The 16,433-nt window shown below is 36.7% G+C and carries 7 protein-coding genes; 3 read left to right on the top strand and 4 right to left on the bottom strand.

What is annotated here, in order from left to right:
* Nucleotides 1-310: 310 nt before the first annotated feature.
* The gene (locus ACJ004_RS03325) at nt 311-1,744 is read right to left on the bottom strand and encodes an alkaline phosphatase PhoX (protein WP_410891095.1); all 1,434 of its coding nucleotides are present in this window, start codon (nt 1,742-1,744) and stop codon (nt 311-313) included.
* Nucleotides 1,745-2,030: 286 nt separating this feature from the next.
* On the opposite strand from ACJ004_RS03325, the gene ACJ004_RS03320 reads away from it, so the two are divergent.
* Together ACJ004_RS03320 and ACJ004_RS03315 are read left to right on the top strand one after the other, a co-directional pair.
* Entirely contained in the window at nt 2,031-2,156 is a 126-nt protein-coding gene (locus tag ACJ004_RS03320) for a hypothetical protein (protein WP_410891094.1), read from the top strand.
* Between the two features lie 1,689 nt (nt 2,157-3,845).
* Nucleotides 3,846-7,994, top strand: coding sequence for a S8 family serine peptidase (locus tag ACJ004_RS03315; RefSeq protein WP_410891093.1), 4,149 nt, complete (start codon nt 3,846-3,848; stop codon nt 7,992-7,994).
* Nucleotides 7,995-8,884: 890 nt separating this feature from the next.
* Here the strand turns inward: ACJ004_RS03315 and ACJ004_RS03310 are convergent.
* Entirely contained in the window at nt 8,885-12,457 is a 3,573-nt protein-coding gene (locus tag ACJ004_RS03310) for a family 20 glycosylhydrolase (RefSeq protein WP_410891092.1), read from the bottom strand.
* A 755-nt stretch (nt 12,458-13,212) separates the two neighbouring features.
* On the opposite strand from ACJ004_RS03310, the gene ACJ004_RS03305 reads away from it, so the two are divergent.
* Nucleotides 13,213-14,031 (top strand): PRD domain-containing protein, encoded by an 819-nt coding sequence (locus ACJ004_RS03305; RefSeq protein WP_410891091.1) that lies wholly within the window; start codon nt 13,213-13,215, stop codon nt 14,029-14,031.
* A gap of 48 nt (nt 14,032-14,079) precedes the next feature.
* Here ACJ004_RS03305 and nagE read toward each other — a convergent pair whose 3' ends face one another.
* Together nagE and ACJ004_RS03295 are read right to left on the bottom strand one after the other, a co-directional pair.
* Nucleotides 14,080-15,528: an N-acetylglucosamine-specific PTS transporter subunit IIBC gene (gene nagE / locus ACJ004_RS03300; protein WP_410891090.1), complete on the bottom strand. Its 1,449-nt coding sequence runs from the start codon at nt 15,526-15,528 to the stop codon at nt 14,080-14,082.
* A 134-nt stretch (nt 15,529-15,662) separates the two neighbouring features.
* Nucleotides 15,663-16,151: a PTS sugar transporter subunit IIA gene (locus ACJ004_RS03295; protein ID WP_410891089.1), complete on the bottom strand. Its 489-nt coding sequence runs from the start codon at nt 16,149-16,151 to the stop codon at nt 15,663-15,665.
* Between the last annotated feature and the right edge of the window lie 282 nt (nt 16,152-16,433).

The raw sequence follows: 16,433 nt of genomic DNA, 5'->3' as shown, positions 1-16,433 counted from the left end.
TTTGACATCACCCTACACCGTCTATCTGTAAAAACACTTATTCAATCCAATTTATCCCAAACGGTCAAAAACATTGGTGTGTCAAAGTTTTTGGCGGGACTGTCTGGAAATCGAACCCACCTGACCTGACACGCGGGTCTTAAGGAGTTTGACGTTTGCTAGCACCTGTGTTTCTAGTATCTTGATATACCCTCAAATCTTGATAAAACAAGGTTTCTATTTCCTTGTGTTTTCTAGTGATTTGTAATTTTAAAAATGGCACCAAGCATGGCACCACTTAGACCTTAATTTATAACTTGAATTCCGCAAATTAGATTAATTTCACTCCATGGCGCTCAAATGCTGCCGCTTCTAGAACGGACATACCTTGTTCCTCGGCAGCCTTAGCCACTTTATCCGAAACTTGTGGTGCAAGATTCGCAGGAGCAGCATAGGACATTTCCCTTGCACGTGCAGAGTTTCTGCGTTGGAACGGTCCCCAAATGGCAAAGGTTTTGCCTGGGCTTTGAATATTGACAAACAGTGTGTTTCCGTCAGACGAGAAGGTAGGGCCTGCCAATTCAGAACCACTTAGACGGTTGGCGGCAAAAGGATAGACTTTGCCTTCAGGGGTAATTCCCATAATCCGATCTTGGCCTGAACCATCTTCTGCATACCAAAGGTCACCCCATGGGGTCATGCAGATATTATCTGGATATTCCATTTCTCGTGCATCATTTCCTTCATAGAAAAGTTCCAATGTATTAGTGTGAGGAATATAACGGTATACGCGTCCAAGTTTTTTATCACCGGCAGAGGTGTCGTCAAACCAGAAAACACCCTCTTGGAAGAACGCTCCTTCTAGTCTACTGAACTCAATGCAGCCTTGTGCCTTTGCATCTTCGCGGCACAGATGAGGATCTAGTTCCTTCCAAACAATCTTAAATGTTTGTCCTGTTTTAAATGTACTTGCTGATGGATCAGTTACCGCTTCAATCGCTGCCGCATAAAGCTTACCGCCTTTTTGTAACGCACCTAGTTTTTGGCTTAATTCATTTGGGATAAAACGGTAAAGGTAACTTGGGCTTGCATCCTCAGTTAAGTATACATATCCTGTCGCTGGGTCAATCGCACAGGCTTCGTGGGAAAAGCGGCCCATTTCCTTGATTGGAGATCTGGACATTTCGTTCTCCGGCTGTTCCGGATCTACTTCGAATACATAACCGTGTGTTGCGGAACGTGTTTCTTCACAAGTTAACCAAGTACCCCACGGTGTCGCTCCACCGGCACAATTTCGGATTGTACCTGAAGAGGTTACATATTCTTTGATAACTTCTCGATTTGGTCCTACAACTAGTCCCGTTGTACCCCCTTTAGCTGCTGCATCATAAGGGTTCCTTCCAAATGCTGCGCCTGCCCCTAATTCATGGTTACGAACAAGAATTGTCGTATTGTTAGGTCCCTCGAAAGCTACCATCCCATCAAAGGCTCCCGGGATTTTTGCCCGGTTTGACATTAAACCGCCCTCTTCAGAGATAATTTTGTAGTGAAAACCTTCTGGAAGATCGAGAATTCCATTTGGATCCGGAACCAAAGGACCATAACCGCCATAACCGCTGGTAGGATTATTAGTCTTATCCGCAAATGCTTTCGAACCGAGTGCTAACACACCAGTTGATCCAAGAGTAAGAGCAAGTGTACCCATTCCTCCTGCTTTTAAAAAGTCTCTTCTGTTCAAGCCATTTTTAGAAGTTTCATTATTCATAGACTATCTCTCCTCATTAAGTATATTTTAGATCTAATAATAGATTAATTAGGAAGTTTTAAGAGAAGAAAGTATTTGTGTAAATATTCAGTAAACTATTAATAAAAAATTGTAAATAGTAGTGAAAATGATTATACATAAAGAGATTGTTTCTGATGAGGTAAAAGACATTTCATCCGGCAAAGCCATATCGATTATGCATTTTCCAACCTCATTGCCTTAATGTTTCAAAACTATATTGCATTGACCGATTTTTCCGTTCGAAGTAAATTTCCTTTTCTCATCAATGGTACCGAAGGAAGAATCCGATAATTCACATGTTAAGCCTGATGTCGGCAATGCAGCTGAAGCCATGGATTTGTCCCTTCCCTTCGCGGTAAATGATATGGCTGAGCCAGGAGTAAAGGATTGATCATACGGTTCAATATAGCAGAAGCAGAAGCAAAAACATGATCAGTTGGCTCTTCAGATTACAATCAGCCAAGATTTCGCAAGACTTCGTTCCGAATGGTTGCTTTTTTTTGTACTCTTTTCATTACCTTGTCCACGTTTAAACTTACGAATAACTTTTTGCATAAAAAATAGTCCCCTGTGAATATTCAAAGGCGACTAAATGTAAATGTTATGTACAGTTTCATTAAACCCTGCTACAGTTTGGTAAGAAATCACTATTTAGACTGGAGAGAAGATATTTTTATTGAAAACGCTGAAAGAATTTACAACGAAATTAAAAAAAGAAAAGGACTTGGTAATATCTGGGCCTTTATCGATGTTCTGTAAAGGAATCGAACCAGTGACCTCAACCCTGTCAATTTCTAAACTGTCTGTTATACAGTATTAAGCACCTGCACCTATTAGACTAGTCTTTAGATGATTATTGGTCTTATACGCATTGGCCACAAAGGAAGTTGTTTCTTTTTTGTAATGTGCTTAAGATATAAAACGCTATTCTTTCCAATTATTTTAGAAGGAATAGCGTCTTTTTCGTTTTAGAAAGGTAACTGTGTCTTACTTAAATCGGCAGGAGTCATACACATAAGAATTAATAGAGAATTTAAATGCTAGGCTGAGATTTGCAATTCTTTTATAATATCGACAAATATCGGGTGGTGACAGGCACCGAAATTAATCAGTTAATCCATTCAATGAAAGGGAATGTGGAAATCGAAAGTGAACGTGGGAAAGGAACAAAGTTTACCATTCGCTTTCCTGCCCTTGTAGTTGATGGTTGAATAATGTACTTAAAATGATGGCATTTATTAAAATATCATTCAATTAAAAAAGTGACATGACCAGTCCAAAAAGGTTACTGGAGCCTTGTCACTTTTTCACGTCATGAATCATATTACATCTGCTTACTTCATTCAATAATCGCAAAAACTTTCACAGCATCTTGTTACTTTACAAATTTTCTTTCTATTCCACTAAAAAAGCATTGAATAGAAGTTCAAAGGAGAAAGAGATGGAGATAATCGACTGTTTAATTCATATTACCATTTAGTTTCCCCATCTGGATTAATAGCAAAAAATTTTCCACGAGCTTATGCTGGTGGTTTTTTTACATTATAATTTCCTTTCCTTTTCCATGATAAAAATGTGGCATGGCTTTAAAAGGTCATACAATTGAAAAGCCTTAATCCTAGAATAATGAATTGGTTCCTTTTTCCTATTTTTATTCCTTATATAAAAATTAATAACCTTATTTATCACGAAATACTAATTTTCCCCCAAGTCAAATATCGGCATTCTTCAAATAGCTACAATTAATCCAGTGATACTATTTTCTTTTTTTGTTTTTTTTACAAAAGGTAACAATAAAAATATTTTTATTGTAAGTGCGTGTAGAAAAATATGGAAGAGTTTGGACTATTTTTCCCCCAATACAATTCAAAATCATAATTACATATAATACTAATCGGGCCATTATTCTGAAAATTTTGTATAATCTTTGGTTTTAATTCATTCAAAATATCAGGCTTAATAGGGGCTGTTGAAAGATCATTCCGTGTATTAAATGTGAAGTAACGTATTCAAACACGAAAGCATCACATTTTTACAAATATATTTAGATTCCATATTTAGTTTGAAGAGGAGAGGTTCGATGAAGAAAAGTAGAAACAAAAAAATCATTAAAGTCATGGCAGCTGGGGTGTTAACCACAAGCCTAATTTCAACTTGTTTAATCCCTGGGCAAAAATCTTTTGCGGTGACAGATACAACCAACTCAAGTATTAAGGATATTGACAGTTACATAAAAAATATATCCGACGCTGACAGAGAAAGAATTCATAGTATGCAGGAGATCAACTTTGAAAAGCTAAAAATCTCATCTGATGTGAATTTGAAGGTTGATACCCCTTTAAATGTCATTGTCCAGTTTAAACAGGATCCAGCAGAGGTTGATTATAAGAAAAAGCAAGCAAATGGCGTCAAAGCCTCACTTGATGATTCAATGAAAATGGTCGATGAATCTCATAAAAAATTTAAGGAACAGTTCAATGGAAATCAAAATTTCAATAAATCCATTGAAATTAATAGAGAATTCAAACATGCATTCAATGGGGTAGCAATGTCACTACCTGCCAATCAGGTACAAGAATTACTACGTATGGATACCGTTCAAGCCGTTTTTGAAAATAAAGAAGTTTCCATTGATCCAAACGCTGAACCAGAAGTCGAATCAACAAACAACAGCTCAACCTTAACACAGGATAACCTAGAACAAATAGGTGCAAACAAATTACACAAAGAAGGAATAACTGGGAAGGGTATCAAGGTTGGTGTCCTTGATACAGGAATCGATTATACCCACCCTGACCTAAAGGATGTTTACAAGGGGGGATATGATTTATTTAATAACGATCCAGACCCAATGGAAACAACCTATCAAGATTATACGAAATCAGGACAGCCTCAATTTAATCCACTTTCAGGGGCTTCATACTGGACAGATCACGGAACACACGTATCGGGAATTATAGCTGGTACTGGGAAAAATAATTCTGACTTCGCTATAACGGGTGTTGCTCCGAATGTAGAACTTTATGGATATAAGGTTTTAGGACAATATGGTAGTGGCCTATCTGCAACAATAATAGCAGGGATAGATCGCGCTGTACAAGATAAGATGGACGTTATTAATTTATCATTGGGAACAGATATTACCGACCCGCTTAATCCGATGTCAGTTGCCATCAATAATGCAACTTTGGCTGGAACAGTTTGTGTTATTGCAGCCGGGAATTACGGAGCTCCGTATACTATCGGAAATCCAGCTGCATCACCACTTGGTATTTCAGTCGGTGCTAGCAGTTCTCCTGTTACTGCGGAGACGAGTAATGGAGTTATCAGTTCAAATAATGAAACGATGAATTTAAACAATATGAGAATGATGGCCCTAGATTATTATACTAACCTTAATTCGCTAAAAGGAATGACTCTTCCGATCGTTAATGTGGGTATAGGAGATATTCCTAGCTATATTGGTAAAGATGTTAAAGACAAAGTGGTACTTATTGAACGTGGTATTGCAACATTAAATGCGAAAATTAAGCTAGCAAAGGAAAACGGTGCAAAAGCGGTTATTCTGTACAATAATGTTCCTAACGAAGACTATATCCCTTACTATTTTGGCTATTCCTTTGACTTCTGCCCTACCTTCAACATTTTAAATGAACAAGGCACTAAAATTGTCAATATGTTAAAAAATGGTCCAGTAAACCTAACCATTAATGATTTTGGTAAAATGACGATGGAAGGGGATAAACTCGCAGACTTTAGCTCAAGGGGGCCGGGAAGAAGAGATTATGATATTAAGCCTGAAGTCACGGCTCCAGGTGTAGGAGTGTTTTCTTCCATACCAGCTTATGCCAATGGATATGGCCATAGGGATGACTACCAGCATGCCTATGCAAGATTTTCTGGTACATCAATGGCTGCTCCTAACGTAGCAGGCTCTGCTGCCTTGATTTTGCAAAGCCATCCTGAATACACACCTGAGGATGTTAAACTAGCTCTGATGAATACCGCTGATAACTTAAATGGTTCCTATAGTGTATTTGAACAAGGATCTGGAAGAATAGACACGTACGAAGCTGTCCATTCGTCTATTAAAGTAAGTGTGAAGGATGAAATATCAACTTTACAAGATGGCCAACACGTAAATCTACCACAAACAGCAGGTGACATTGCTTATGGCCCTATTCCTGAATCTAAAAAAGATAATAAAATTAGAAGAACAATTGATATAACAAATAGCTCTAATGCAGAAAAAGTATTTGACGTAAAGGTCGCATTTAATCCAGGTGGCTCAATGTCACAAGATGCTTTAAAAAATGGTGTGAATTTGGATATTGCTTCTGAAGTATCGGTAAATCCTAATTCAACTTCTTCCATTAAAACGAATCTACTAATACCAAAAGACTCTGAGCTTGGTTTATACGAAGGATATATTTACTTTACGAATCAAAACGATAGCAACGAAGTTTATCAAATTCCATTTGGATTTAAGAAGTTACACGAAGGAATAAGTGAATTGGAAGTACCATTTAAATCCTTTACGACTAGAAGAGATATGAATACTAACTACATGGGATATACTCCAATTGGATTTAGTTTTTCAAGTCGAATGAATGATGTTGATATTGTTTTAAAAAATGCAGATACAGGGGAAGCACTTGGGATCATTGATTCCTACCATGGTGGGTATTTTAATGAAGATACGTTTTGGGGAGTAGAAGGTGGATTTGTTGGACTGTATTTCCCATTCACTTCAAATAAGGATCAACCAGTAAGTTTAACAAAGAAACTTGCTTCACCTGGTAGATATGAAATTGAACTAGTGGCACAAAACGAAGATGGAGCTGTATTTAAAAAGTCAGAGAAAGTCTTTATTGAAAATACACTTCCAACAATTAAAATGAATATGCCTGGTGGAGTATATGAAGTGGATGATACTGGTCTAAAAATTAGCGGAAACATTCATGATGATAATGTTGATGTCATGAATACTTACGGAATGAATTTTGACCAATCCTCTAACATGATTAATGTATTAACTACTTTCCAGAGTGGAAGCACTCCACTTACTATCGACAAAAATGGTAATTTTGAATACAAAAAAACCATTACACAGGGTAATAATACAACTTTCACACTTCAAGCGTTTGATAATGCTATGAACAGCATTCAGGATCATCCTGATTTTACTTACTCATTGATTAAAAAGGGTACTCCTTACGTAAAATTAATATCTGACAAAAACAATGCAAAATACGGTGATACTTTTAAGGTAACGTTAAGTGAGCACAATATTAAAGATTTCATGGGTGGAGAATATACTCTCTCATATAACAATCAAGTCTTTGAACTTCAAGGTGTTGAATTAAACAGCCAAATTGTAAACGCTGCCCAAGCGAAGGGACTTTCTACTAGCTTTACAAAGGTAGAAACAACTTCCGGTACGACGAACAGTATTAAATTAATTCCACAATTAACAGGAACCACTACTTCTGGAATCAATGAAAATATGGGAGTAATGAACCTTACATTTAAGGTAAAAGACACTCCAAGTGTTTACACAAAATGGATTCAACAACTTAACATCACGTCTGCAAAAGCATATGTATTAAATCAATCGCCTTTGTTCATTAACAAATTTGGTCGAGGAATCAATATACTACCAACAACTTCAGTTCTTGAAGGTGGCTTCTTGTGTGATGGCTATATCGCTCCTGGTACGTTATGGCATGATTATAGTAAGGACTATTCAAAGGTTGGGGCAGAGGTGTATATGATCGGCCAGGATGGAAAACGATATGATGCGACAATCAACAGTTCTGCAAGATTCTCTTTTAAGAATCTTCCTTTAATCAATCAATCCTATGAACTCGTTGTAAAGGTTCCTGGACACTTTGAAAGACATACAAAGGTAGATGAATTAGTAGACCTATACGAAGGACAGGAAGTTGGAAAACTAAAGTATATCTTCTATGGAACAATGAGAGCCGGAGACGTTAATAATGATAATGTAATCGATATTCTTGATGCTGCCTATATTTCCGAAAAGCTTAATACAAACGATCGAAATGCAGATATCAATTATGATGGTGTAGTAGATGTGAAAGATATGGAGTATGTAAAGGAATACTACTTATTGTTAAATCCAGACGTTACTGTTCATAAACAACCATTAACAACATATAAAGGTAAGGTACTCGAAGATTACCTTAAACCTTTAGGAATAAACTAATAATAGATTTGGGTTTTCATTTGCCACCAGCTTATGTTGGTGGTTATTTTTTTTAAAAATCCAATCAAACTTTATCGTTTTAAACTTAAGTTAGTGTCAAGACAGTCAATTAAACTTTTGCAGTACTTCTCCCGCCTCTGTTCTACTGTTCCTTTGTAATAGTCTAATAGACAGTCTTTATTCATAAAGCACAAAGGTACCGCGTTTGAATACTTAAATAAATCCTCTCCCGCCAGATCTGAAATGGTTCTCGCCAGTCGAATGATTTTGATTTTAACTCGGTTACTCCAGCGACAACCAACCACCCTCACAATATTCAGTTGCAACTCCATACAATCACTTTCTATCTATCTAAAAACCTATCAATCTTCGACAAATATCGGGCGGTGACAGGCACCGGATGTTCATCCTCCCCCAAATATGGAAATAACTCAGATTGAAATGGCTCACTTTTGAAGTGATCACTGTGGCTCAAATTAATATTGACAAATACATTATTCACATAACACAAGGAAATTTTTAGAACATTTTAAATTCTACTCGCGAATGCTGACTCATCACCTCTTAATAATTAATATAAAAAGGATTGAACCCTTAATTTAAATTACAAAATAAAGCACCATCTTTACCTGTTATAAAAGGTGGTGTTCCAATCAATCATAAACCCCACTTTAGAGCCAATATATTTCCCCTTCCAGTAATTTAATCTCGGAAATATTGGGACCATGTTTTTATGGTTTCCTTCCGATAACTCCACACTTTTACCATTCCGCCCGTATAATAGGTTAAGTTAATCTTTGATAATTTAGGAAAAATTTGAGGATGATTCCTTGTTGCCGTAAAAAAAACACCAGCAAAAGCTGGTGCTAAATTATTACCAAATCTTCATATTAATTTTTTAGCTGTTTTTGGCTGCAATCAAATTGGATTGGATCAGTTTTGGGATTTAATATTATTTGTGCATCTGCATTCAAAACTGTTTTAGCTTTTTCACTGCTATAACTGATTAATGCTTTATTATTAAGTCGGTCTAAAAAGTCCTGTATATGCTTAGCTGCATGATCAGGCTCCCCAATATCTAGCTGATGCTGGGCCTGATCAAGATCATTTGTAAGCTGTGGTATTATCGGTCCAGAGAGTTCACCTGAATTAATAAAGCGGCTTACCAACTCCATCATTGAGTTAATACTAGTTGTGACATTATAGCTAAGCGACGTTTCTAGTTGGTTGCCAGCTTCATCCTCTAGTGTAACTAAAGCTGTAAAACGTCCTAGTTTCCCTGCCAAGTCAATATCTACGCTCTGCTGTGTTTTAGTATCAATAACATAGACCTCGCCGTCTATATTAATTTTTGCTGAAGTAATTCCTGATAAATCATCTGCAACTTTAAAGGTAAGTGGTAAATAGTCATCGAAGGATGCTCCATCATTTAAGTTATTACCATTTACAGTAAGATTAAAATGCGGCATTGTTTTATCAATTTTTATAATCTGCTGTTTTGTCTCTTCTAAATTACCTGCTATGTCCATCGAGCGAAATTCCAGCGTATAAACTCCCTCTTGATTAATGTCAACTGGATGATTATAAGGAATCCAATCTCTGCTATCGCCTATTCTGTATTCTGTACCTTTAAGCCCGCTCAAATTATCATTTGAACTTAAAGTAACAGTTACATTCGAATTAGACCAGTCATTCGACCCCGTTCCACTTACCTTTGCGATAGAAACAGGTGCAGTATAATCTACTACGATTGGGATGTTATTTGATTCTATTATTGTGCCATATAGATTAACTATCGCAGTAATAACTGCATTTCCTTCTTTATTAGGTGTTATTACCCCGTTGTCATCTAAAGATGCTACTTCTGAATTACTGCTTGTATACTGTACGTCAGCTTTTGTTAAATCCGCATCTAAACCACTGTCAAGCTTTCCTGATATGATAATCGTTCCTTTGTTTGTCTTGCTTAGCACTGTTTTATCAGCAGCAATGGTTACATCCTTCAACTTATCAACTGTAAAATTAACATTGTATGTCTTTGTTGTAGTACCATCCTCAGCAGTTACCTTTATATTTGTTTTACCAGGTAGTTTTGTTGCAGCTGTTACTACTGCACTAGCATTACTATCTGATGTAGTTGTGGCTACTGTCGGAACTTCAGTTGTTCCTGCCGGTAACATTACATTGTAATCAGTTGTTTCTGCTGCAAATTCATTTAAAGGTGTACCATTTAAATTAATAGAACTTAAAGTTGCAATTGGTGATTTACTCAATCCTACAATTTCACTGGCACTCAAGGCTCTATCGACTATCGTTAGTTGGTCGACGCTGCCTGCAAAGAATGAAGTTTTTGCACCCGTTCCTGGTTGTATTTCAACTCCCACATATGACATCGGACAATTCATTTTATCTGGAAGCGTTTGCGAAAGTACACCATTTACATAAAGTGATGTCCCTGCACTGGAGCCAACAAATGTTAGATGCACCCATGTGTTTGTCGTAGGAAGCTTATAATTGAAGGCACTGTCTTTTACTCCAAATACGGAAAAGCCAACTTTCCCTGTATTCTTCCATTGGTTAGCCTTAATACTAGATGTCGAGCCACTAATTAGTGCCTCTGCCGTTTTGCTTATATTAGATTTTCCGTAAACCCACATACCCAATGTCCAGTCTCCAGTTAACTCTGTACCTCCCAAACTTATATATTGAGAAGTCCCATTAAGACTAACAGCACTTCCAAATTTACCTGGTGTCCATGTTGGAAGAGATGTTGTGGTACTTAATAATGTGGCATTATATCTACCTGAGCTATCGGCTGCTGTAGTTCCTGTACCTTCATCCATGGTCCAGTTTGAGTTAATTGGCAGTGCTGGCGGAGAAAAAGCAATTGGATCTGCGAAATACTTGATTCCCTTATTTTCTAAATTTGAAGCATGGTTATAAAGTCTAGTCTTAAAATCGGTCCAGTTTCTAATATTCTTAGGTGTCCAGCCAACCTCTGCATTAGCTATTAATCGTGGATATATCATGTAATCCAAATTATCCTGAGTAACAACCGTTTCTGTCCAAAGTGTGCTTTCTATTCCATAAATAGAAGCTGCAGGAGCAAAATCTGTTGGATCCCAAGTGTAGGCTTTGTTTGTATTTATTAATCCTCTCCAACTTAATCCTAAAGGAGAATTAGCGTAGTATTTTTGATCTATATAAGCATTTGCTGGAGATAATATCATCTTCATTCCTTTTGATATGGCTGAAGTCCCAGTAGTTGGAGTACAATGCCAGTTTTGAAGAATGGAATCATTCGATGTTATACCTGTTGAAGTATCATATGGGTCCCATCCTACTACCTTCTTACCATAACTATTTACAATACTTGCGACTCTTCCTATAAAATAATCGTAATCTGCTGCAGAAGTTGCAAAAGATTCATCCCCTCCAATATGAATATACGGTGAAGGTGAAATAGCAGCAAGTTCTCTTATTACGTCATCAACAAAAGCATAAGATGTTTCAGATCGAGCCATAAGTGTACTATAACCAACAGCTGTATCATACCTAGGTTGCGCTCTGACTCCAGTAGGATTTAATTCTGGAATAGATGCTAAGGCTGCATTCGTATGTCCAGGCATATCAATTTCAGGAATAACCTCGACATATCTAGCATTTGCATAGCTAATGATATCCTTAAATTGTTCCTGTGTATAATATCCTCCCGGATCACGATTAACTGCAGATATGCTTCCATATGTTATGAGGTCTGGTCTGGATTTAATTTCTATTCGCCATCCCTGATCATCGGACAAGTGTAAATGGAGTTTATTAATCTTATATTGTGATGCAAGATCAATCTGACGCTTAACTTGATCTACTGTGAAAAAGTGCCTGGCTACATCCAGCATTAGCCCTCGATAACTATAGGAAGGCTTGTCATTAATCGTTGAACAAGGTATTACCCATGGTACTCCTGTAACAACTGAACTCTTTACAATTTCTGCTGGAAAGAGCTGTATTAATGTTTGTGTACCTCTGAAAATACCTTCAGGTTTATACGCAGTAATTGTAACTTTATCAGTTTCTGTAACTAAACTATAACCTTCATTTCCTTGCTCAGAAGTTCCTCCAATTGTAGTAAAATATATACTTCCTGCTTGAGGCGTATTTGATTTTGTAACCTTGATATTAAACCCAGTGGAAATATTTAGCTTTGCTACAAGTAATTGAGCAATGTTATAAATTTCATCTGTTTCTTCTTGAGAATTACCAGCTACGTATATCGAAGTGCTTGGAGTTAAAGCAAATTGACCAGTGCCAGCTATATAACTTACAGGTTTTGGTAATAACGAAGGGATATTTGGAGCAGCATTAGCATTATTAGGTATTATTATCACGAAATTAAGTAAATTAAGGAGTAAAATAAATACTATTGTCACAGGAAACGTTTTATTTTTAATTAATTTTTTCAATCTATATTCTCCTTTTTTTTTGATATGGAATTGTAATTTTGGTTCTTAACTTACTGTCCTAGTGTTCATTTCTGTAGAATTTGTCACCGCGAAGGTTTTGTTCACAACATCTCTTATTCCCCATTAACTTAACTACTAGCTAAATACGATTCTAAGGGATGTTTCTGCTTAGTCACAATTTAATAGGATCTTCAAACCCTGCGCCTAGTATTTATTCTAGAATGCATCTGCCGTTATGAAGCTGCTTTCATGAAAAAAAGATGTGAAAAAAGGAATATATATAAATTAAAAATTCTATTTTCACATAAAATTCCAATATTCCCCCAAATCGGGTGATGATAATTTACAAATAGCGACTCTGAATGGAATAAAAATATTTTCTTTTTCAATCTTATTTTACAAAATGTATCAAAAACATAAGTTTATTAGCATGTGTATGTTAAAAAATATCAATAAACTTCATGTGAAATTCCCCCAATTTACTCAAAGACATTACCTACTTATAATTTGGAATAGTGGTTCGTTCCAATAATTACAATTTTCAAATATATTAAACTACTAACTACATATGTAAAGGAGAAATATGATGTGAAAAAGTAGAACAAAAAATGATTAATGACCTCAACGGCTGTAACAAGAATATTATTCTATATAAAGAATGTTTTTGTTCTAATACAGATTTCTGAATGTTACTTTTTAGAAATCCTCAATTATTATTTCTCTGTTTGACAGATGTAAAAAGGAGCTGGGTTAAGGTGAAAATTAAAAAAATCCTGAACAACAATGCCGTTGTGGTGACAGATAACCATAAAGAAAAGATTGCTATTGGTAAGGGAATCGCTTTTCAAAAAAAGAAAAATGACATTATTAATCCAAGCAAAATTGAAAAGCTATTTGTCATGAAAGAAAATGAAAAGTTCCAACAGTTGCTCCTCCAAATTCCCCAAGAACATTTTGATATCTCAGAGGAGATTATTACTTATGCTGAAGAATACCTCGGCGCCAAATTAAATGACCATATTCATATCGGACTGACAGACCATTTATCCTTTGCCATTGAACGAGTAAGGGACGGAATCAATCTTAATAACAAGCTTTTTCATGAAATAAAGATACTCTATAAAAAAGAATTTGATATCGGAATGTGGGCAATCCGCCATATTAAAAAGAGAATAAATCTGGAGATGCATGTTGACGAAGCAGCCTATATTGCTCTTCATATTCACACAGCTAAGATACAGGGTGGTGACATGAAGCAAACTCTTAGACAAACAGCCATTATCAGTAACATGATACAGATAATCAAGGAATTCTTAAAGATTGATATAGACGAAGATGTGCAATCTTACCAACGTTTAATGACCCATCTTCGCTATACTGTTTCTAGGATTAGCACCGATAAATTTCATTCGATTGATGACGAGATGCTGAAGATGTTCATAACTAAATTTCCCATTGCTTACAACTGTGCAAAAAGAGTCGCCTCGGACCTTTCGCAAACTCATGCTATTCAACTTCCTGAACTTGAACTCGGATTCTTAACCCTTCATATTGAAAGATTAAGAAAACACTGAAATTATGGAAAAAACGCTTGGATGGCCTAGCGTTTTCTCCATCCAAGTTTATTTTTTATTACGAATTTTTAATATTTCATCTGCTACGAATTGTACATTTGTTCCTACAATGACCTGAATGCTTTGTGGCCCCACGATATTAATTCCTGGCACCCCAGTCGCCTTAATTTTCTTTTGATCTACTGCCTTCATGTCTTTAACTTCCATTCTTAAGCGCGTTACACAATTGTCAACAGAAGTAACATTCGCGTCTCCGCCTAATCCTTCATAAATCTGGGCAGCTATACCTGCAAATTTGCTTTCACCTTTTGCTACAATTCCATCAGATGACTCTTCATCATCTTCCTCACGGCCGGGAGTCATTAAGTTAAACTTTGTAATGATGAACCGGAATAAGAAATAATAAATAACCGCAAATACTAAACCTTGGACTAGTAACATATAAGGATGATTCGCTAACGGCAGTTTTGAACTTAATACAAAGTCAACTAATCCTGCACTAAAGCCAAAACCTGCTGTCCAGTGGAATGCTGCTGCGATGGCTAATGAAATACCTGTTAAAACCGCATGAACCAAATAAAGCAATGGCGCAACAAACATGAAAGCAAATTCAACTGGCTCTGTCACCCCGGTAAAGAAGGAGGAGAAACCTGCTGCTAGCATCAAGGATGCCACTTGCTTTTTCTTTTTTGTTTTAGCCGTATGATACATCGCAAGTCCAGCTGCAGGCAATCCGAACATCATTACTGGGAAGAAGCCAGCTTGATACATACCTGTGATTCCTTTTGTTCCTTTTCCAGACCAGAAATTACCGATATCATTAATACCTGCAACATCGAACCAGAATACAGAATTTAAGGCATGGTGTAATCCTGTTGGAATCAATAATCGATTGAAGAATCCATAAAGTCCGGCACCGGCAGCGCCTAATTCACTAATACCTTTACCAAATGAAACTAATCCTGTAAATATAACAGGCCATACGAAAAATAATACTGCGGAAACCACTAACATTGAAACCGCTGTCATTATTGGAACTAGACGTTTCCCGCTAAAGAAGGCTAAGGCATCTGGCAGCTTCACATGACTAAAACGATTGTACATCATGGAGGCAACGACCCCGGAGAGAATTCCTACAAATGCATTTCCTATTTTCCCAAAAGCTGGGTCAACCTTTGCTGGATCTATTCCTTGCAGCAATGCAACTGAGCCTGTTGAAAGCAAGGTTGTCACAACCAGGTAAGCGACCAAACCACTTAACGCAGATGAACCATCTTTTTCTTTCGCCATTCCCAATGCAACTCCAACCGCAAAAAGAATTGGGATATTATCTATAATTGAAGCACCGGCTTTAATTAAAAAAGCAGCCAGAGGACTATCAGCACCCCATCCAGTAGGATCGATCCAATAACCGATACCCATCAAAATGGCAGCAGCGGGTAGAACTGCTACTGGTAACATCAATGAACGACCAATTCTCTGTAAATATTTTCTCATTTTTTTCCCCCTAATAAAATTCTTTTAAAAATAAACGACTAGAAATGAAATAATTCCGTAAAAAAAACGAACCCAATTTAAATTTCAAGCTTATGCGACTTTGTCGATCACCTCCTTAAAGCTTAAAGATGTATTTATTTTGCAGTTGCGTTAATAAGAACGGTCCTCCCTTGAATAGCCTCCTTTTCCTTTGTTAAGATATATTGATTTTTATTCTGAAGACTATTGGTAATGACTATAGGCGTTATGATGCTTTTTGCATTTGTACATATAAATTCCCAATCAACCTCAATCAATAATTGCCCGACAGAAACCTGGTCGCCAACATTTACAACACTGTTGAATCCTTCCCCTTTTAAAGAAACCGTTTCAAGTCCGACATGAACGAGAATTTCTACCCCATTCTCAGCCCGAATCCCAATCGCATGCTTCGTTGCTGCAATTAGAATCACAGTCCCCTTTACCGGGGAATGAATATTGCCGTTAGTTGGAATGACTGCAATTCCTTCACCCATCATCTTCTGACTAAAAACCGGGTCTGGAACATCCTCCAGCGCGATGATTGAACCATTGACAGGTGTGTAAATTTCAACAACTTTTTCTTTTTTTAAAAATTTAAACATGATTTATAAATACTCCTTTGTATGAATTTACAAATAAAAAAGGCATGGGGGTACAATAAACGGATAGAGCTATCCATTCATTTACCACCATGCCTGATCGTATCAGTAACATGTGATCCATATTAAACTATTAAAATAATCATACCATAAAAAACTCGGTTTGTAAACGCTTTCTTTAGCGTCTTACCCACCTCAGATCAAGCACCAAATATCGGGTTTTTCAGAATCGATGCTTTTTGCATAAAGCATCTGTTTACCTTAAAAAGAACATTTCTAGTACAA

The sequence above is a fragment of the Neobacillus sp. 204 genome (assembly GCF_046562815.1).
GTDB lineage: Bacteria > Bacillota > Bacilli > Bacillales > Cytobacillaceae > Neobacillus.
This window is presented reverse-complemented; position numbering and strand designations above follow the sequence as displayed.